Below are 18,278 nucleotides of genomic sequence, written 5' to 3'. Positions count from 1 at the left end.
GCTCGCCGACAGGCGAGTGTCGTTATGGTGACCCTATCGGTCCCCCCGCAACGATTACCCGTGAACCTGGTCAGAGCCGGAAGGCAGCAGCCACAGCGGGAACATTGTGTGCCGGGGTGTGGCTGGTAGGGTTACCACCTTAACGAACATCGCACGTGTCAACTGAACTGCATGGGTTTCGCCCACTGCGGTTTTTTTATGCCTGCGATTTGTCGTTCGAGTCAGCGCACCCTGTGGGAGCGAGCCTGCTCGCGATGGCGTCGACACAGGGTAATCATTTCCCCTGCGATCCCGCATACTCGCCACAACCGAAATAAATGAAGAGTCTGGCCAGGATCGACCTTTTAAGGTTTGTGCCCTGGCCGCGAGGTTTTATGCTCCCGGAACATTCCGATTTATCCAGCCCTGTGTTCTTGCCCGTCACGGATGAAACCTGCGCGAACCTGTTGCAAGCAGGTGGGGCCAAAGCCCTCGAAAGCCTGACCGATCCGGAATTGGCGGCAGTGTTGGTCATTCAGAATCTGGTGCAAACGACGGAGCAGGATCTGGGCGCCGTGGCGGCAGAGAAGACTCTGGCCAAGCTCTTGTGCTGGGCTGCCGAAAAGCGGCAGTCAACAACGGCGGGCCTGCTGTCCGAAGCGCAGCGGCTGTTCGATCCGCGCAAATTGTATTTCGGCCTGAAAGTTCTCAAACCACTGAACCTGCGTTTTCTGCTGCCCGAAGAAGTGTCTGCACGCGACTACTTGTTACCCGATGGACAGTGGGATTTCGAATACAAGGTTCGGCGCCATCGCAGCCATGACCCGTTCAGTCAGCAGATAGTGACACCCCGGCAACGCGAGCGCTGGTTGAGCCCGGCACAGGACAAACTGGTCAGAACCTTCCGCGCCAATCTGGACGAAGACCTGCACGTTCAAGGCTACGCGGGTATCGGCAAAAGCCATCTGCTGGTGGCCTTGCTGGAACATCTACGCCCGGAAAAGACCCTGTTGCTGGCGCGCACCCCGGCCAAGCTCGAAGTCCTTCGCCAGCGCATGGTGGGGCCGAGCGAGAAGAAGGCCGGCAAGACCTTCCTGGCGTTTGCCCAGTCGCTGATGCTCGGTCGCAGACCTGCGGCGGAGGGGGCTCGAATCCCCAGTCGGCAGGCGCTGGCGCAGGAACTGAATATCTTCGGTTTCCGCCACCACGACGGGCAAGCGACCCTTGAACTCTGCCTCAAGGTGATCGAGCGCTACTGCCGTTTCCGCGATCACACTTTTTCCGCGAAGCATCTGCCGCATTTCAACCAGCCGCTCTCCAGCGTGGACGCTCAGGTGTTGCTGGAGTATTCGAGCCGGGTGTGGGGCTACCTTGAGCTCAACCCGGCGTGGGGCAGCCAGACCGGGTTCGAAGCGCTACTGATGATCAAGCGGGCCTGCATTGCCGGTTGCGTGGTGCCGGCGCGCTACACCCACGTGCTGATCGACGAGAGCCAGGACATTCCCGGCTCGCTGTTGCAGATCATCGAACGTGGTCGTCAGGTACTGATCACCCTCGGCGACGAGTACCAACAGGCCAGCGGCGTGCCGGTCAAGCGCCACCGTGAGGTTCGCCAAAGCGATATCAGCTATTCCGTGCGTTCGGGCCGCAACGTCGAACGGCTGGTCAACCCGCTGATCGCCCGGCACTCGCAGAAGGGCAAAATTCCGTTCGAAGGCGCCAGTGATGCTGACGTCGTCATCAAGGAGTACCCGGAAGGTTTCGTGCCGTCCGAAGGTTGCGTGGTGCTGACGGCATCGCCGTGGGACACCATGAGCTGGGCCATTCATCTGCACGATTCCAACTGCAAGTTCAGATTCCCGGACAAGCGCACTCAGGATGATCTGAAGCATTTCATGGCCACCGCCATCGAACTGTTCAAACCGGATTTCTACCGCTCCGAATTCAGCGAAAACGGCGTGCATCCGTACTTCAGCGACCTGCCTGACTGGCAAGCCGTGTGCGATGCCAATCAGTTCGACGAGTCGTTTCTGCGGGTCAAGGCCAAACTGGAAAACGGCTTCATGATTGCTGATCTGACACGCCTGAACCGAATGATCGACAACACTGGCAACGGCTGCATGTTGATGCTGGCGGAAGAGGCGGGGGGCATGGAGTTCGACAAGGTGCTGCTGACTCCCGGCCTGCTGACCAACGAGAAATTCAAGGATGCCTACGCGTTCGATCAGCGGATCTGCGCCGTGTACATCGCCATTTCCCGCGCCAGGCTGAAGCTTTACGTGCCGTACGATGTGGTTGCCTGGGTCGAGTATCACGAGTACCAGAAATTTCGCGATACGGCGGGTCACTGATCGAGCGATTCACGGGGTTATGGCGCGCTTTCTGGGGCACCGGTATACAACCGGATAATGTCATCAATCTCCCCCGACATTTTCATCCGCAGCAACGTCCTCAATATTCGCTGCACCGGCACGTCCGGGTCGTTGCGGACGTAGCAACCGACCTGCTGCTCCTGCAACACCGCCACTCCCTGCAGTTGTTGCCCCGGCAACAGGCGCTGGTTGAACCAGTCCAGCGTCCATTGATTGCTCACGGCGTAGCGGTAACGGCCGGCCAGCAGCTTGTCCAGGACCTGTTCCTGGTTGCGTGCGTCTTCGCGCCATAACCGGTCGGCGTCAAACAGCGGTTGCAGCGTGGGGTAGCTGTAGCCGAGCACGGTGCCGATCGACTGGCGGGGCAGTTGGGTCGGATCGACGTTGGGCGGTTGATCCTGACGGCTGATCAGCAGGTCGCGCTGGAAGAACAGCGGAATGCTCCAGATGTAATCCCCGGACAGGTTCGGCAGCCACGATTGGGCGGCATAGCAGCGCACGTCGACTTCGCCGTGTTCCATGGCGTTCTGCACCCTGGTGCGGGGCAGGACGTGAAATTGTGCCGGCACGCCGACCTGGGTCGCCAGGCTGAGCATCACGTCGTAGAGGATGCCCTGGGTCGGGCGGCCGCGTTCGATCTGCACCATCGGCATCGCCCAGCTGTCAGCAACGACGAAGCGCAGCGGCGGTTGCGACGCCATCGCGCTCAGGCTCAATCCCAGTAATGCCCCCACGGCCCACCGCATAAACGCTCCGGTAATTCCCGATCCCGAGCCGACAAAAGCCCTCGCTCATGCAGCTTAGCCAGAATAGAAGAGCGCGCCGGATGCAATTTTGCCCTTGCTCCGCTAGCATTAGCCGCTTCTGCTTCCTTTGCCGCGACGGTTTTCGATGAGTTATCAGGTTCTTGCACGTAAATGGCGTCCGCGCTCGTTCCGCGAAATGGTCGGCCAGACCCATGTGCTCAAGGCTCTGATCAATGCCTTGGACAGCCAGCGGCTGCACCACGCCTACCTGTTCACTGGTACGCGGGGGGTCGGCAAGACCACGATTGCGCGGATCATCGCCAAATGCCTGAACTGTGAAACAGGTATCACTTCCAGCCCGTGCGGCGAGTGTTCGGTGTGCCGCGAGATCGATGAAGGGCGCTTTGTCGACCTGATCGAGATCGACGCCGCGAGCCGGACTAAGGTCGAGGACACCCGCGAGCTGCTCGACAACGTGCAGTACGCCCCGAGCCGCGGTCGCTTCAAGGTCTACCTGATCGACGAAGTGCACATGCTCTCCAGCCATTCCTTCAATGCGCTGCTGAAAACCCTCGAAGAGCCGCCGCCCTACGTCAAGTTCATCTTGGCGACCACCGATCCGCAGAAACTTCCGGCAACGATTTTGTCGCGATGCCTGCAATTCTCCCTGAAGAACATGACGCCTGAGCGGGTGGTCGAGCATCTGACCCACGTTCTCGGCGCCGAAAACGTGCCGTTCGAAGACGACGCCCTGTGGCTGCTCGGCCGCGCGGCCGACGGTTCGATGCGCGACGCCATGAGCCTGACCGATCAGGCCATCGCCTTCGGTGAAGGCAAGGTGTTGGCCGCCGATGTGCGGGCGATGCTCGGTACGCTGGATCACGGCCAGGTCTATGACGTGCTGCACGCGCTGATCGAAGGGGACGCCAAGGCGTTGCTCGAAGCCGTGCGTCATCTGGCCGAACAAGGGCCGGACTGGAACGGCGTGCTCTCGGAAATTCTCAACGTGCTGCACCGCGTCGCCATCGCCCAGGCCTTGCCGGAAGGTGTCGACAACGGCCACGGCGACCGTGACCGGGTGTTGGCACTGGCCCAGGCCTTGCCGGCCGAAGACGTGCAGTTCTATTACCAGATGGGGCTGATCGGTCGTCGCGACTTGCCGCTGGCACCGGATCCGCGTGGCGGTTTCGAAATGGTCCTGCTGCGGATGCTGGCTTTCCGGCCGGCGGACACGGCGGACGCCCCGAGGCAACCGCTAAAGCCAGTGGGGATCAGCCAGGCCACAGTTGATTCCGCAAACTCAGTGGCTGCCGCGCCGAAACCTGCGGCGGTAGTTGCTGCGGCTGTTGCGCCGGCTCCGGTGGTTGCACCTGCGCCAGAGCCTGTACCCGAGCCCGCACCGGTTGCCCCGGTGATTGCGCCTGAACCCGTGCCTGAGCCGGAACCAGAACCGGTCGCCGTTGAGGAAGTCGTCGATCTGCCCTGGAATGACCCGGTAGAACCGGCACCTGTGCAGCAGCCAGCGGTCGAGCCGGTGCTGGAAACAACCGCCGAGCAGCCTGACTTGCCGCCAATGCCGCTGCCGACCCCGGACAGCGTCGTGCCGGACGCACCAGAGTGGGCCGCGGCGCCGATCCCCGAACCGTCGGTGGCCGAGGTCGATGCCGCCACGCCGGGCATGGACATGGACGACGAGCCACCCCTCGACGAGGACTACATCGAGCCGGACATGGATTCGGCCTACAGTTACCTCGACGATCTGGCCAGCGAACACGCGGCCGATCCGGTCCCGGAGCCCGAGCCGGAACCCGCCGCCGCGCCGGCCACCGGTCTGGCCCTGCAATGGCTGGAGCTGTTCCCGAAACTGCCGATCTCCGGCATGACCGGCAGCATCGCTGCTAACTGCACGCTGATCGCGGTCGATGGCGACAACTGGCTGATGCACCTGGACCCGGCCCACAGCGCCTTGTTCAACGCCACTCAGCAACGTCGTCTGAACGATGCCTTGAACCAGTACCACGGTCGCACGCTGAACCTGAGCATGGAGCTGATCAAGCCCGAGCAGGAAACCCCGGCCCAGGCCGCCTCCCGGCGCCGTGCCAACCGTCAGCGCGAGGCGGAGGAGTCGATCCACGGCGATCCGTTCATCCAGCAGATGGTCCAGCAGTTCGGTGCGGTCGTGCGACACGATACTATTGAACCTGTCGACGCCCTGGTCAGTCAGGGCTAATAACTGAAAGCGTTCGGCGCAAATCGCCGGGCGCTGTATTGATCCAAGTACTTTTGAGGTGATTACCATGATGAAAGGTGGCATGGCCGGCCTGATGAAGCAGGCACAGCAGATGCAGGAAAAAATGGCCAAGATGCAGGAAGAGCTGGCCAACGCAGAAGTCACCGGCAAGGCCGGCGGCGATCTGGTCACTGTGGTGATGACCGGTCGTCATGACGTGAAAAAAGTCAGCATCGATCCGAGCGTACTGCCGGGCCTGGACGAAGATGACCGTGAAGTGGTCGAAGATCTGGTTGCCGCTGCCGTCAACGCCGCCGTGCGTCAGATCGAAGCCAACAGCCAGTCGAAAATGGGCAGCATGACTGCTGGCATGAACCTGCCGGCCGGTATGAAACTGCCGTTCTGATTCGCTGTTGCGTTTTGGATGGAGCAAAAAAGCCAGGCGCTTGCCTGGCTTTTTTGTGGGCGACTCCATTGAAAGGCTGTTTCAAATCGACGGAGGACGATTCGATTCAGACATAGCGGAAGATGCTTCCGCCGCCGTTGGCAAGCTCCGGATAGGCTCGTGGCCAATATTGGGTGAAAAAGGTTTGCAGGTCGTCCACGTCGGCAAATGTCACTTCACCGTAGTTGGGATCAAACAGCTTGATGTTGCCGTCAGTTCGGATTGCAACCTCGTGCCCGGGCCCCAGGCCGGGATCATCACGTCCGACCAGGTAGTAGCCGGGGAGTGCTTTCAGGAAGAACCAGAACTTGGCGTTATCGAACTGTTGTGGAAAGAAGGTCATGCCATTGGGTCGCAATCCGAATGAGCGCAGAAAGGCTTCGGTCATCTCCAGGGTTTTGCCGGCGTGTTGTTGTTCGGCCAGCCAACTGACTTCCTCCATCTGCCCGTTCGGACCTTCCCAGGCGGGGCGGGGTTGATTCTGGCTTCTAAGCTTCTGGTTTCTGATCCAGACGATGCTGAGTGATCGGCACACTCCACGTGCCATGTACGCCCGATTCTCCAGTTGTGATTGGTCGAACTCAACGAAGTGCGCGCCGATGTTCTGAGTTCCTCTCGCAAAAGCTTCCTGGGATAGCGGCATTTTCGGCTCCGGGATGAAGGCTGGAAAGCTTTGACGATAGACCCGAATCCTTGAGGGCGACAGGCATCGGGGACTGAGGATTTGACGCTGTCCGGAGGCGCGGGTATAAACCGCGTCTCGTTGTTTTGTCGGACTTTTTCCCCATGAGCTTCAGCCCTTTGATTCGCCAATTGATCGACGCCCTGCGAATTCTGCCGGGTGTGGGTCAGAAAACTGCCCAGCGTATGGCGTTGCAACTGCTCGAGCGTGACCGCAGCGGCGGCACGCGCCTGGCCCAGGCCTTGAGCCAGGCCATGGAGGGGGTTGGACACTGCCGTCAGTGTCGCACGCTGACCGAAGACGATCTGTGCCCGCAATGCGCCGACACACGCCGTGATGACACGTTGCTGTGCGTGGTGGAAGGTCCGATGGATGTCTATGCGGTCGAGCAGACCGGATTCCGGGGTCGCTATTTCGTGCTCAAGGGGCATTTGTCGCCGCTGGACGGGCTCGGCCCGGAGGCCATCGGCATTCCGCAGTTGATGACACGGATCGAAGAGGCGGGCACCTTCACCGAAGTTATCCTCGCCACCAACCCGACCGTGGAAGGTGAAGCGACGGCGCACTACATCGCGCAATTGCTCAACAACAAAGGTCTGATCGCCTCGCGCATCGCTCACGGCGTACCGTTGGGTGGCGAACTGGAACTGGTGGACGGCGGCACGCTGGCTCACTCGTTTGCCGGACGCAAGCCGATTCCCCTCTGAATTTTACTTTGACTGTTCTGGCCCCATGGCTGGCAAGCCAGCTCCCACAGGGACGGCGTTGTTCACAATGTTTTGTGATCGACAAAGTTCATTGTGGGAGCTGGCTTGCCAGCGATGGTGACGCCTCGGTCTGACTGAATAACACAATCCTGTTGAAAACCAAGCAAGCGCTCGGTTAACGTCGGCGAACCCTTCCGTGGAGTTCGCCGATGCCCGCCTTCCAGGAATACTTCGACTCCAGCCACCAAATGGTCCGCGACAGCGTCAGACGTTTCGTCGAACGCGAAATTCTGCCGGACATCGATGCGTGGGAAGAAGCCGAAAGCTTCCCCCGTGAGCTGTACCTCAAGGCCGGTGCGGCCGGCATCCTCGGCATCGGTTATCCCGAAGCGCTGGGCGGCAGTCACGAAGGTGATCTGTTCGCCAAGATCGCCGCCAGCGAAGAACTCATGCGTTGTGGTTCTGGTGGTTTGGTGGCTGGGCTTGGTTCGCTGGATATCGGTCTGCCGCCCATCGTCAAATGGGCCCGGCCCGAAGTCCGCGACCGCGTCGTCCCCCAAGTGCTCAGCGGCGAGAAAATCAGCGCGCTGGCGGTGACCGAGCCGGGCGGCGGCTCCGACGTCGCCAACCTGCAGACCCGCGCCGTACGCGATGGCGATCACTATCGGGTCAGCGGCAGCAAAACCTTCATCACCAGTGGCGTACGCGCGGATTACTACACCGTTGCGGTGCGTACCGGTGCGCCCGGTTTTGGCGGCATCAGCCTGCTGTTGATCGAGAAGGGCACGTCCGGTTTTACCGTCGGTCGGCAGCTGAAGAAAATGGGCTGGTGGGCGTCGGACACGGCTGAATTGTTCTTCGACGATTGCCGGGTGCCTGTGGGAAACCTGATCGGCGCGGAGAACATGGGGTTTGCCTGCATCATGGGCAACTTTCAGAGCGAGCGGCTGGCTTTGGCGCTAATGGCCAACATGACCGCGCAACTGGCGCTGGAAGAGAGCCTGAAATGGGCGAAGGAGCGGCAGGCGTTCGGCAAACCCATCGGCAAGTTCCAGGTGATCAAGCATCGCCTCGCGGAAATGGCCACGGCGCTGGAAGTCTCACGGGAGTTCACCTACCGGCAGGCAGCGAAGATGGCGGCGGGGCAGAGCGTGATCAAGGAAATCTCCATGGCCAAGAACTTCGCCACGGACACCTCGGACCGCATTACCAACGAAGCTGTACAGATTCTTGGCGGGCTGGGTTATATGCGCGAAAGCCTGGTGGAGCGGCTGTATCGGGATAACCGCATCTTGTCGATTGGCGGCGGGACGCGGGAAGTGATGAACGAGATCATCAGTAAGCAGATGGGGCTGTAATCCTCGGTGTTGCGGCTGGCCCCATCGCTGGCAAGTCGAATCGTCGCACCGCAGCTCCCATAGGTTCGGTGGCGTTCACAGATTCTGTACTCGACACAATTACTGTGGGAGCTGGCTTGCCAGCGATGAGGCCAGTACAGGCGCCGCTTATTTATCAGTCAACGCAAACTGCGTCAGGCAGAACGTAGGAATGCCCATGTCCTCAAGACGCTGCGAACCACCCAGCTCCGGCAGGTCGATGATCGCCGCCGCTTCATGAACACGGGCGCCCATGCGGCGGATCAGGTTGGCCGCCGCGATCAGCGTGCCGCCGGTGGCGATCAGGTCATCGAACATCACCACCGAATCGCCTTCACACAGGCTGTCGGCGTGCACTTCGAGGAACGCTTCGCCGTACTCGGTCGCATAACCTTCGGCCAGCACGTCCGCCGGCAGTTTGCCTTGCTTGCGGAACAGCACCAGAGGCTTGTTTAACTGATACGCCAGCACCGAACCGATCAGGAAGCCCCGCGCATCCATCGCGCCGATGTGGGTGAAGTCGGCTTCCACATAGCGCTGGGCGAAGCTGTCCATCACCAGGCGCAGGGCGTTGGGCGACTGGAACAGCGGGGTAATGTCGCGAAAGATCACGCCCGGTTTCGGGAAATCGATCACGGGGCGGATCAGGGATTTGATGTCGAAGGAGTCGAAGACCATCGTCGAGGTGTCCTGGCAGGGCTGCAAACGGCGCAGTATACCCGCGGCTGAAACGATACGCTCGGCCGCGGGTCGAGATCAGACTTCGAGCGAGCCGCCGGCCAGAGCGCAGAGCTGGATCGGGTCGAGGATGTGGATTTCCTTGCCTTCGGCGGCGATCAGTTCGTTCTGCTGGAAGCGGGTGAAGACCCGGGACACGGTTTCCACCGCCAGCCCCAGATAGTTGCCGATTTCATTGCGCGACATGCTCAGGCGGAACTGGTTGGCCGAGAACCCGCGAGCGCGGAAACGCGCCGACAGGTTGACCAGGAACGTGGCGATGCGCTCGTCGGCGGTTTTCTTCGACAGCAGCAACATCATTTGCTGGTCGTCACGGATTTCCCGGCTCATGACGCGCATCAACTGACGGCGCAGCTGCGGCAATTGCAGGGCCAGTTCGTCGAGGCGTTCAAACGGAATCTCGCAGACCGAGGTGGTTTCCAGGGCCTGGGCGGAAACCGGGTGTTTCTCGGTGTCCATGCCGGACAGGCCCACCAGTTCGCTCGGCAGGTGGAAACCGGTCAGTTGTTCTTCGCCGGTATCGCTCAGGCTGAAGGTCTTCAGGGCGCCGGAGCGTACTGCATAAACGGAATCGAAGGTGTCGCCCTGGCGGAACAGGAACTCACCCTTTTTCAACGGGCGGCCACGTTTAACGATTTCGTCCAGCGCATCCATGTCTTCCAGATTCAGCGAAAGTGGCAGGCAGAGAGGGGCCAGGCTGCAATCCTTGCAATTAGCCTGGTTGTGAGCGCGCAGTTTAACTGGCTCGGACATTTCTTAAATCCTTGTGGGAAAACACACATAAGGCGTAAGGGTAACCCAGGGGAGGACATTCAGGCCAGCCTGTGGCGAGATTGCCCCCACGGCATAAAGCCGCAGGGATGACGGCCGATAAACAGGTATCTGACGGCATGCAAGGAACCGCTTCGATGACTGCTATTGGTACGCTGACCCCCGGTAACAGTGGCGTTGCGTCGTTGCTGGAAAGTGCTGAAACCTCCGTTGCCGATGAGTCCGGCACAGACGCGGCATCATTGGGAACCCCGACCTTGGTCGAGGGCGTCAAAGTGTCGCTGTCCGGTGCCGCCATTGAAAAATCCGCCGGTTCCGGCGGGAAAAACCGCGATATCGAAGAAAGCGGCTTGCCGGAAAACGTCCAGCAATTGCTGAAGATGATTCGCAAGTTTCGCCAGCAGATCGCCGAGAAGAACGCCCAGATCAACGCGCTGATGGCCAACAAGACCCTCTCCAACGAAGAGCGATTCGCCAAGATCGCTGCCCTCAAAGGTGCCATCTCCGCCCTCAACAACGGTCTGATCACCGCCAACCTGTCGCTGGCCAAGGTCATCGACCAATCGGGCCTGAACGCTGACCAGAACTTGAAAACCAACGCGCTGCTGATGAAGAACTAAATCACCCGCGAGAAGCGCTGGCGATTCTGCTGCTCCAGATACGCGTCGAACACCATGCACACCGAACGCACCAGCAGACGTCCGGCCGGCAGCACGCTGATCCGTTCGCGATCCAGTTCGATCAGCCCGTCCTTTGCCATACCTTGCAACTGCGGCCAGAGCGCGCCGAAGTAGCCCTGAAAATCGATGTTGAAGCTGCGCTCGATCTCGGCGAAGTCCAGGCTGAAATTGCAGATCAGTTGCTGAATCACCACGCGGCGCAGGCGATCGTCGGTGTTGCACACCAGGCCACGGCTGGTGGCCAGTTGCGCACCCGCAAGGGTGTTCTGGTATTGATTGAGGTCGCTGCTGTTCTGGCAGTACAGGTCGCCGATCTGGCTGATGGCCGACACGCCCAGGCCGATCAGGTCGCAATGACCGTGGGTGGTGTAGCCCTGAAAGTTGCGTTGCAGGGTCGATTCTTCCTGGGCAATCGCCAGCTCATCGTCGGGCAGGGCGAAGTGATCCATACCGATGTAGCGATAGCCGGCGGCGGTCAGTTGTTCGATGGTGCGTTGCAGCATTTCCAGTTTTTGCGTCGGGCTCGGCAGTTCGTTGCCGTTGATCCGCCGCTGCGGCATGAAGCGTTCCGGCAGGTGTGCGTAGTTGAACACCGACAACCGATCCGGTTGCAGGCTGATGACTTCCTCGACGGTGCGGGCGAAATTCTCCGGGGTCTGTTTGGGCAAACCGTAGATCAGGTCAATGTTGATAGAGCGAAATTGCAGGGTGCGCGCCGCGTCGATCACCGCGCGGGTTTCTTCCAGGCTTTGCAGGCGATTGACTGCGCGTTGCACCGCCGGGTCGAGATCCTGCAAGCCGATGCTGACCCGGTTGAAGCCCAGTTCGCGCAGCAGGCCCATGGTCGACCAGTCGGCTTCGCGTGGGTCGATCTCGATGCCGTAATCGCCAGAATCGTCATCCAGCAGATTGAAGTGTTTGCGCAGGTGCGCCATCAGTTGCCGCAATTCGTCGTGGCTTAGAAAGGTTGGGGTGCCGCCGCCGAAGTGCAGTTGCTCGACTTTCTGCGCCGGGTCGAGGTGGCAGGCGATCAGCTGGATTTCCTGCTCGAGCCGTTGCAGATACGGCAGGGCGCGGCCGCGATCCTTGGTGATGACCTTGTTGCAGGCGCAGTAGTAGCAAATGTTGGCGCAGAACGGCACGTGCACGTACAGCGACAACGGGCGTAGCGCCTTGCGGCTGTCGCGCAGGGCGTGGAACAGGTCGAAGGTGCCGACCTGACTGTTGAATTGCACGGCCGTCGGATACGAGGTGTAGCGCGGCCCCGCCAGGTCGTAGCGGCGGATCAAATCGGTGTCCCAACGAATGGCGTCGAGCATGCGGGCATTCCCCCGGATAGGCTGGCAGTGTGGCGAGTCTAGGGGAGGGCGCGGCGGGGCATCTTGATTTGTATCAACGGGTAGGATTTGTATAAGTCATGCGGCCCCATCGCGAGCAAGCTCGCTCCCACAGGAGATTTGTGGCGTACACAAAACCTGTGGGAGCGAGCTTGCTCGCGATGGTCGCGCCGCCGATCAGTGTCCCATCAGCCAGTGCTGGTGCGGCCCCGGCAGGGTCCAGATGCCGAACAGGATTACCAGCAATCCACCGGTCATGCGCACGCTGCGTTTGCGCAACAGCGCCGTGACTCGTTCGGCGGCGAGGCCGGTCGCCAGCAATACCGGCCAGGTGCCGAGCCCGAAGGCGAGCATCAGCAAGGCGCTGTCCAGTGCATTGCCCTGACTGGCCGACCACAGCAACGTGCTGTAAACCAGCCCGCACGGCAGCCAGCCCCACAGTGCGCCAAGCAGTAAAGCGCGGGGCAGGCTCGACACCGGCAGCAGGCGATTGGCGACAGGCTGAATGTAGCGCCAAAGTCCGCGACCGAGGCTTTCGATGCGGGTCAGGCCGCTCCACCAGCCCGCCAGGTACAGGCCCATGGCAATCAGCAGCAATCCGGCGAGCACGCGCATGAACAGCGCCGCAGGACTGTTGGCCACCGCCCATCCCGCCAGACCGATCAGCAATCCGGCCGTGGCATAGCTGAGAATTCGCCCGAGGTTATAGGCCAGCAGCAGTCGAAAGCGTCGGCTGCGTTGCTCCTTGGGAATTGCCAGGGTCAGCGCACCCATCAGTCCGCCGCACATGCCCAGGCAATGCCCGCCGCCGAGCAGGCCGAGAATCAGCGCAGACACCAACAGCGGCGCCAGTTCAAGCATGGGGTGGCGCCTTGTCGTCCGGTTTTGTCGGGTTGGCTTCATCCACCGCAGCGGTGTGGTTCGGGTCCTGATCGTCGAACAGGATGCTGTGGGCCGGACCGTCGAGGTCATCGTACTGGCCGCTGTCCACCGCCCAGAAGAAGATGTAAACGGCGATGGCCACGATCAGCAGCGCGGCCGGGATCATCACGTAGAGAGCTGGCATCTGTACTCCATGCCCGCGCGGCTCAGGCCGGCAGCGGGCGGGTTTCTGACGTGGCGCTGACGGCCGGCGCACTCGGCAGGCGAGTCAGGCGCAGGGCGTTGAGGACCACGGTCAGCGAACTGATCGACATACCGACGGCGGCCCATACCGGAGTGATCCAGCCGAGGGCGGCGAACGGCAACATGAGGCCATTGTACAGCGCGGCCCACAACAGGTTCTCGATGATCACCCGGCGTGTGCGGCGGGCGAGCGTGAAGGCTTGCACCAGCGCGTCGAGCCGGTTGGACAGCAGCACCGCATCGGCACTGGTTTTCGCCAGATCAGTGGCCGAACCCATGGCCACGCTGATGTCGGCGGCGGCCAGCACCGGCACGTCATTGACGCCGTCGCCGAGCATCAACACCTTGCGGCCGGCCTTGTGCAGTTGTTGCAGCACTTGCAGCTTGTCATCCGGACGCAAACCGCCCCGGGCCTCGTCGATGCCCAGCTCGGCGGCGACACTGGCGACCATCGGCGAACTGTCGCCCGACAGCAGCAGCGTGTGCCAGCCGCGGGCCTTGCATGCTGCGAGCAGCGCGGGAGCGTCGGCGCGCAGGCGATCATCTAGGACGAACCAGGCCAGTGGTCCCTGAGCGTCACCGAGCAACAACCATTGGCCCGGTTCATCGGGCATCGACGGCACAGGCGCGCCGCTGAGGCCGCAGACAAAATCCGCCTGGCCGATGCGCAGACGTTGTTCGCCGACCAATCCTTCAAGCCCCAGTCCCGGCGTGCTGTGAACCTCTTCGGCGGCCAGCGGCGCGCGGCCGAAGGCCCGGGCAATCGGGTGTTCCGATCGGTTCTCCAGCGCGGCAGCCAGACTCAGGCACTGATCGCTGTCGAGTGCGCTGAGCGGGCGGATCGAACGCAGCACCAGACGTCCCTCAGTAAGCGTTCCGGTCTTGTCGAAAATCACCGTGTCGATCTGGTTCAAGCCTTCCAGCACATGGCCGCGCGTCAACAGCAGGCCGAGTTTGTGCAGGGTGCCGGTGGCGGCTGTCAGTGCGGTCGGCGTTGCCAGCGACAACGCGCACGGGCAAGTGGCGACCAGCATGGCGAGGACGATCCAGAATGCCCGCGAAGAATCCAGTTCCCACCACAACAGGCCAATCGCGGCGGCCGCAATCAGCGACAACAACAGGAACCACTGGGCGGCGCGGTCAGCGATTTCCGCCAGTCGCGGTTTTTCCGCCTGGGCGCGATCCAGCAGGCGAACGATGGCCGACAGCCGTGTGTCCTGACCCAGCGCCTGCACTTCGACGGTCAGCGCGCCTTCCACGTTCAGCGTGCCGGCGGTGACGGCATCACCCAGCGTGCGCGGCTGGGGCAGGTATTCGCCGGTCAACAGGGATTCATCGATGCTCGACTGGCCGTCGAGGATCTTGCCGTCCGCCGGCAGGATCGAACCTGCCTGAACCAGCACTCGATCACCGAGGCGCAATTCAGTGAGCAGGATACGTTCGCTCTGGCCGGCGTCATCGAGGCGCAGGCACGAAGCCGGCAACAGATTGACCAGTTGCGCGGTGGCGGCGGCGGTGCGTTCCCGGGCGCGGCGTTCCAGGTAGCGCCCCGCCAAGAGGAACAGCGCGAACATGCCCACTGCATCGAAATACAGCTCGCCGACCCCGGTGATCGAGGTCCAGATCCCGGCAACATACGCCGCGCCGATGGCCAGCGACACCGAGACATCCATCGTCAGATGACGGGTGCGCAGATCGCGCATCGCACCTTTGAAAAACGGCGCGCAGCTGTAGAACACAATCGGCGTGGTGAGGAACAGCGCGACCCAGCGCAGGATGGTGTGCAACTCGGGGCTGAGGTCGATGTTGAATTCCGGCCATGTCGCCATGGTCGCCATCATCGCCTGGAACCACAGCAGCCCTGCGACACCGAGTTGACGCAGGGCGAGGCGGTTTTCGCTGGCTAGTTGTTCGCTGGCGCGGTCGGCCTGATACGGGTGCGCGGCGTAGCCGATGTGGCGCAGTTCGGCGAGGATCTGACTCAGCGGCAATTGTGCGTCGGCCCAGCGTACGTGCAGGCGATGATTGGAAAGGTTCAGCCGCGCTTCGGCCACGGCGGGCAGGGTGCGCAGGTGTTTCTCGATCAGCCAGCCGCACGCGGCGCAGCTGATGCCTTCCATCAACAGTGTGGTTTCGGCCAGTTCGCCTTCGTGGCGCACGAAAGGTTGCTGCACGTCGGCGCGGTCGTATAGCTCAAGCTCATCGACCAGTTGCACCGGCAGTGCTTCGGGGTTGGCCGAGGCTTCGCTGCGGTGTTGGTAGTAGCTTTCCAGGCCGCCGGCGACGATGGCTTCGGCCACGGCCTGACAGCCGGGGCAGCAGAACTCGCGGGACTCCCCGAGCACGACGGCGGTGAAGCGGCTGCCGGACGGGGCGGGCAGGGCACAGTGGTAGCAGGGGATGGGGGTGGTCATGGCATTGTCGAGGGGATAAACCCTTGGAATCGAGTGGTCCGCTTGCCCTCACCCCAGCCCTCTCCCGGAGGGAGAGGGAGCCGATTGATGTGAGCCGGAAAAATGGGTTCAGTCAGCGCTATCGTCACTGGTATACATCGATTATTTAAACACCCGAGATCAGTTTCCTCTCCAGGGGGAGGGGGCCGATTGATGCGATCCGGAAAAATGGGTTCAGTCAGCGCTATCGTCACTGGCATACATCGATTATCCAAACATCCGAGATCAGTTCCCTCTCCCGTAGGAGGAGGGGGCGATCGGTGGAGGCCGGATTTTCAGGTTCAGTCAGCGCTATCGGCACTGGTGTACATCGAATTTATAAGCACCCGAGATCAGTTCCCTCTCCTGGGGGAGAGGGTTAGGGTGAGGGGGCACTTGCAGACTGCTTACTTCTTCAGGTCTTCAGCACCCTGCAGCGGTTCATCACCCAGCAACAAATCCTTGTCATGGCTGACCACTTCTTCTTCAAACATCCGCCACACGTGATCGTCCTGCGAACCCAGCAGTTCAACAAACCGGCGACCTTCGACCTTGTCGCTCAACTGGCCAATGTAGCGGCCGGTTTCGGTCTCGCTACGGGTCAGGACAATCTTGCGGTCCTTGTCCGGCTGAGTCGGCGAAATCAGGTTCAGCTCAAGGGTCTTCGGTTGGCTGTTGCCGCTCAACCGCAGATCGACTTCACCGGTCACGTCATCCAGACGCACGTTGGCGCGCATCTTCAGGGTCTGCGCCAGCAGTTCGCGATCCAGCGAACGGTTAATGCCTTTGCCAGCCTCGTAGTAGTTGTCGTTGACCAGGTTGTCCGGGTTGTTTACCGCGATGGTCACCATGGACAGGGTCAGGGTCACCGAGCAGGCCAGGATCCCGATGATGATCCATGGCCATAGATGCTTGTACCAAGGGCTTGCGGCGTTTGCTGCGGGCATGTTCAGTTCTCTCAACGATTTTGTGGGCCGATGAACCGGCTCTTGGCTTCAACGTGGACGTTGTCGTCATCGGCATCCTTGAGGATGAACTTCACCTCGTTGGTGCTCGACGGCAGTTGTTCGGGTGCGCTCGACAATTCGACCGGCATGCTGAAGATTTCCCCGGCCGGCACCTTGATCTCGCGCTTGCCTTGCAGGCGCAGGTCCGGCAACCCGGCGGCTTCCAGCAGGTAGGTGTGGTCGCGCTGATCCTTGTTCATGATCTTCAGGCTGTAGACGTTTTCGATTCGACCTTCCGCGTTTTCACGGTACAGCACGCGGTCCTTGCTGACGTCGAAACCTACCAGCGAACGCATGAAGAAGGCCGTCACCAGCAGACTGATCATCGCCAGCAGCACCACGGCATAGCCGATCAGGCGTGGACGCAGTTTATGAGTCTTCTGGCCGGACAGGTTGTGTTCGGTGGTGTAGCTGATCAGTCCGCGCGGGTAATCCATCTTGTCCATGATGCTGTCGCAGGCGTCGATGCAGGCGGCGCAGCCGATGCACTCGATCTGCAGACCGTCGCGGATGTCGATGCCGGTCGGGCAGACCTGAACGCACATGGTGCAGTCGATGCAGTCGCCCAGCCCCTGGGCCTTGTAGTCGACGCCTTTCTTGCGCGGGCCACGGCTTTCGCCGCGACGCGGGTCGTAGGAAACGATCAGCGTGTCTTTGTCGAACATCACGCTCTGGAAACGCGCGTACGGACACATGTAGATGCACACCTGCTCGCGCAACCAGCCGGCGTTGCCGTAGGTGGCAAGGGTGAAGAAACCGACCCAGAAATACGACCAGCCATCGGCCTGGCCGGTGAAAAATTCGAACACCAGTTCGCGGATCGGCGAGAAGTAGCCGACAAAGGTCATGCCGGTGACGAAACCGATCAGCAGCCACAGCGCGTGCTTGGAAAGTTTACGCAGGAACTTGTTGGCGCTCATCGGCGCCTTGTCGAGCTTGATGCGCTGGTTGCGGTCGCCTTCGGTGACCTTTTCGCACCACATGAAAATCCACGTCCACACGCTTTGCGGACAGGTATAGCCACACCAGACCCGGCCGGCATACACGGTGATGAAGAACAGGCCGAACGCGGCAATGATCAACAGACCCGAGAGCAGAATGAAATCCTGCGGCCAGAAGGTCGCGCCGAAAATGAAGAATTTGCGTTCCGGCAGGTTCCACCACACCGCCTGATGGCCGCCCCAGTTCAGCCACACCGTTCCGAAATACAACAGGAACAAGGCAGCGCCGCCCATCATCCGCAGATTGCGGAACAGACCGGTGAAAGCACGGGTGTAGATTTTTTCTCGAGAGGCGTAAAGGTCGACGCTGTTGTTCGCGTTCTTGTTGGGGGGCGTGACGTCGTGTACCGGAATCTGATTACTCATCATTGCATCCCACGGCAGTGGAAAAATGCCTCGGTCGATACGTGCCGGCCGGGGTCAAAAAGGGGTGTTGCAGTGGCGCAATGATACGCCTGTCATGCCGACGAACGGGTGCGACCTTTGGTCGCGTTGGGGGAAATCAATTGATGGTGTAATGACCTGAATCAATTGACTTGTGGAGTATGGACGAATTTTCGTCTCAGGCAGGTCAGTCGAAGGCATGCCTTGTGAGGATTATCGCGCGTTTGCTACGAAACCTTATGGTGTTTTCAGGCATGCGCAACAGA

Annotated in this window: 16 protein-coding genes and 1 other RNA gene; 7 read left to right on the top strand and 10 right to left on the bottom strand. The window is 61.0% G+C overall.

Translation table 11 applies throughout. From position 1 onward, the window contains the following. Positions 1 to 34: 34 nt before the first annotated feature. Both ffs and JJN09_RS27140 read left to right on the top strand, forming a co-directional pair. Positions 35 to 131: signal recognition particle sRNA small type (gene ffs, locus JJN09_RS27145), an RNA gene on the top strand. Between the two features lie 243 nt (positions 132 to 374). Beyond that, positions 375 to 2,330 (top strand): hypothetical protein, encoded by a 1,956-nt coding sequence (locus JJN09_RS27140; RefSeq protein ID WP_249484520.1) that lies wholly within the window; start codon positions 375 to 377, stop codon positions 2,328 to 2,330. Positions 2,331 to 2,347: 17 nt separating this feature from the next. Here the strand turns inward: JJN09_RS27140 and JJN09_RS27135 are convergent, their stop codons facing one another. Further along, entirely contained in the window at positions 2,348 to 3,097 is a 750-nt protein-coding gene (locus tag JJN09_RS27135; RefSeq protein WP_249484518.1) for an ABC transporter substrate-binding protein, read from the bottom strand. Between the two features lie 145 nt (positions 3,098 to 3,242). Here JJN09_RS27135 and dnaX point away from each other — a divergent pair, with 145 nt between their 5' ends. Both dnaX and JJN09_RS27125 read left to right on the top strand, forming a co-directional pair. Next, positions 3,243 to 5,327: a DNA polymerase III subunit gamma/tau gene (gene dnaX, locus JJN09_RS27130; protein ID WP_249484517.1), complete on the top strand. Its 2,085-nt coding sequence runs from the start codon at positions 3,243 to 3,245 to the stop codon at positions 5,325 to 5,327. Between the two features lie 67 nt (positions 5,328 to 5,394). Further along, complete coding sequence (locus JJN09_RS27125; RefSeq protein WP_249484516.1) at positions 5,395 to 5,733, top strand: YbaB/EbfC family nucleoid-associated protein; 339 nt, start codon at positions 5,395 to 5,397, stop codon at positions 5,731 to 5,733. Between the two features lie 106 nt (positions 5,734 to 5,839). Here the strand turns inward: JJN09_RS27125 and JJN09_RS27120 are convergent, their stop codons facing one another. Then, entirely contained in the window at positions 5,840 to 6,415 is a 576-nt protein-coding gene (locus JJN09_RS27120; RefSeq protein WP_249484515.1) for a YopT-type cysteine protease domain-containing protein, read from the bottom strand. A 143-nt stretch (positions 6,416 to 6,558) separates the two neighbouring features. Between JJN09_RS27120 and recR the strand changes: the two genes are divergently transcribed. Together recR and JJN09_RS27110 are read left to right on the top strand one after the other, a co-directional pair. Next, complete coding sequence (gene recR, locus JJN09_RS27115; protein ID WP_249484514.1) at positions 6,559 to 7,161, top strand: recombination mediator RecR; 603 nt, start codon at positions 6,559 to 6,561, stop codon at positions 7,159 to 7,161. A gap of 209 nt (positions 7,162 to 7,370) precedes the next feature. Then, a complete protein-coding gene (locus tag JJN09_RS27110; RefSeq protein WP_249484513.1) occupies positions 7,371 to 8,519 on the top strand; it encodes an acyl-CoA dehydrogenase family protein in 1,149 nt (382 codons plus the stop codon). Between the two features lie 147 nt (positions 8,520 to 8,666). Here JJN09_RS27110 and JJN09_RS27105 read toward each other — a convergent pair whose 3' ends face one another. After that, the gene (locus JJN09_RS27105) at positions 8,667 to 9,215 is read right to left on the bottom strand and encodes an adenine phosphoribosyltransferase (protein ID WP_249484511.1); all 549 of its coding nucleotides are present in this window, start codon (positions 9,213 to 9,215) and stop codon (positions 8,667 to 8,669) included. Positions 9,216 to 9,293: 78 nt separating this feature from the next. Beyond that, on the bottom strand, positions 9,294 to 10,028 hold the full coding sequence (fnr, locus tag JJN09_RS27100) for a fumarate/nitrate reduction transcriptional regulator Fnr (RefSeq protein WP_007951654.1): 735 nt from the start codon (positions 10,026 to 10,028) through the stop codon (positions 9,294 to 9,296). Between the two features lie 155 nt (positions 10,029 to 10,183). Between fnr and JJN09_RS27095 the strand changes: the two genes are divergently transcribed. Beyond that, on the top strand, positions 10,184 to 10,666 hold the full coding sequence (locus JJN09_RS27095; protein WP_249484510.1) for a hypothetical protein: 483 nt from the start codon (positions 10,184 to 10,186) through the stop codon (positions 10,664 to 10,666). Here the strand turns inward: JJN09_RS27095 and hemN are convergent. From hemN to ccoG, 6 genes are all read right to left on the bottom strand, one after another. Next, a complete protein-coding gene (gene hemN / locus JJN09_RS27090; protein ID WP_249484508.1) occupies positions 10,663 to 12,045 on the bottom strand; it encodes an oxygen-independent coproporphyrinogen III oxidase in 1,383 nt (460 codons plus the stop codon). The genes JJN09_RS27095 and hemN overlap by 4 nt on opposite strands. Before the next feature lie 195 nt (positions 12,046 to 12,240). Beyond that, positions 12,241 to 12,924 carry a sulfite exporter TauE/SafE family protein gene (locus JJN09_RS27085; protein WP_210553588.1) on the bottom strand — a complete coding sequence of 228 codons (684 nt, stop codon included), beginning with the start codon at positions 12,922 to 12,924 and terminating at the stop codon, positions 12,241 to 12,243. Further along, entirely contained in the window at positions 12,917 to 13,129 is a 213-nt protein-coding gene (gene ccoS / locus JJN09_RS27080; RefSeq protein WP_102686960.1) for a cbb3-type cytochrome oxidase assembly protein CcoS, read from the bottom strand. Before ccoS ends, JJN09_RS27085 begins: the two co-directional genes overlap by 8 nt. A gap of 22 nt (positions 13,130 to 13,151) precedes the next feature. Next, positions 13,152 to 15,602 carry a heavy metal translocating P-type ATPase gene (locus JJN09_RS27075; protein ID WP_249484506.1) on the bottom strand — a complete coding sequence of 817 codons (2,451 nt, stop codon included), beginning with the start codon at positions 15,600 to 15,602 and terminating at the stop codon, positions 13,152 to 13,154. A 425-nt stretch (positions 15,603 to 16,027) separates the two neighbouring features. Next, positions 16,028 to 16,567: a FixH family protein gene (locus JJN09_RS27070; protein ID WP_249484504.1), complete on the bottom strand. Its 540-nt coding sequence runs from the start codon at positions 16,565 to 16,567 to the stop codon at positions 16,028 to 16,030. A gap of 11 nt (positions 16,568 to 16,578) precedes the next feature. Next, positions 16,579 to 17,994 carry a cytochrome c oxidase accessory protein CcoG gene (gene ccoG / locus JJN09_RS27065; RefSeq protein WP_249484503.1) on the bottom strand — a complete coding sequence of 472 codons (1,416 nt, stop codon included), beginning with the start codon at positions 17,992 to 17,994 and terminating at the stop codon, positions 16,579 to 16,581. Positions 17,995 to 18,278: the final 284 nt, after the last annotated feature.

This window comes from Pseudomonas sp. HS6, from assembly GCF_023375815.1.
In the GTDB taxonomy this organism is placed as follows: domain Bacteria; phylum Pseudomonadota; class Gammaproteobacteria; order Pseudomonadales; family Pseudomonadaceae; genus Aquipseudomonas.
The sequence above is the reverse complement of the archived record's forward strand: the minus strand, read 5'-3'. Positions and strand labels throughout refer to the sequence as shown.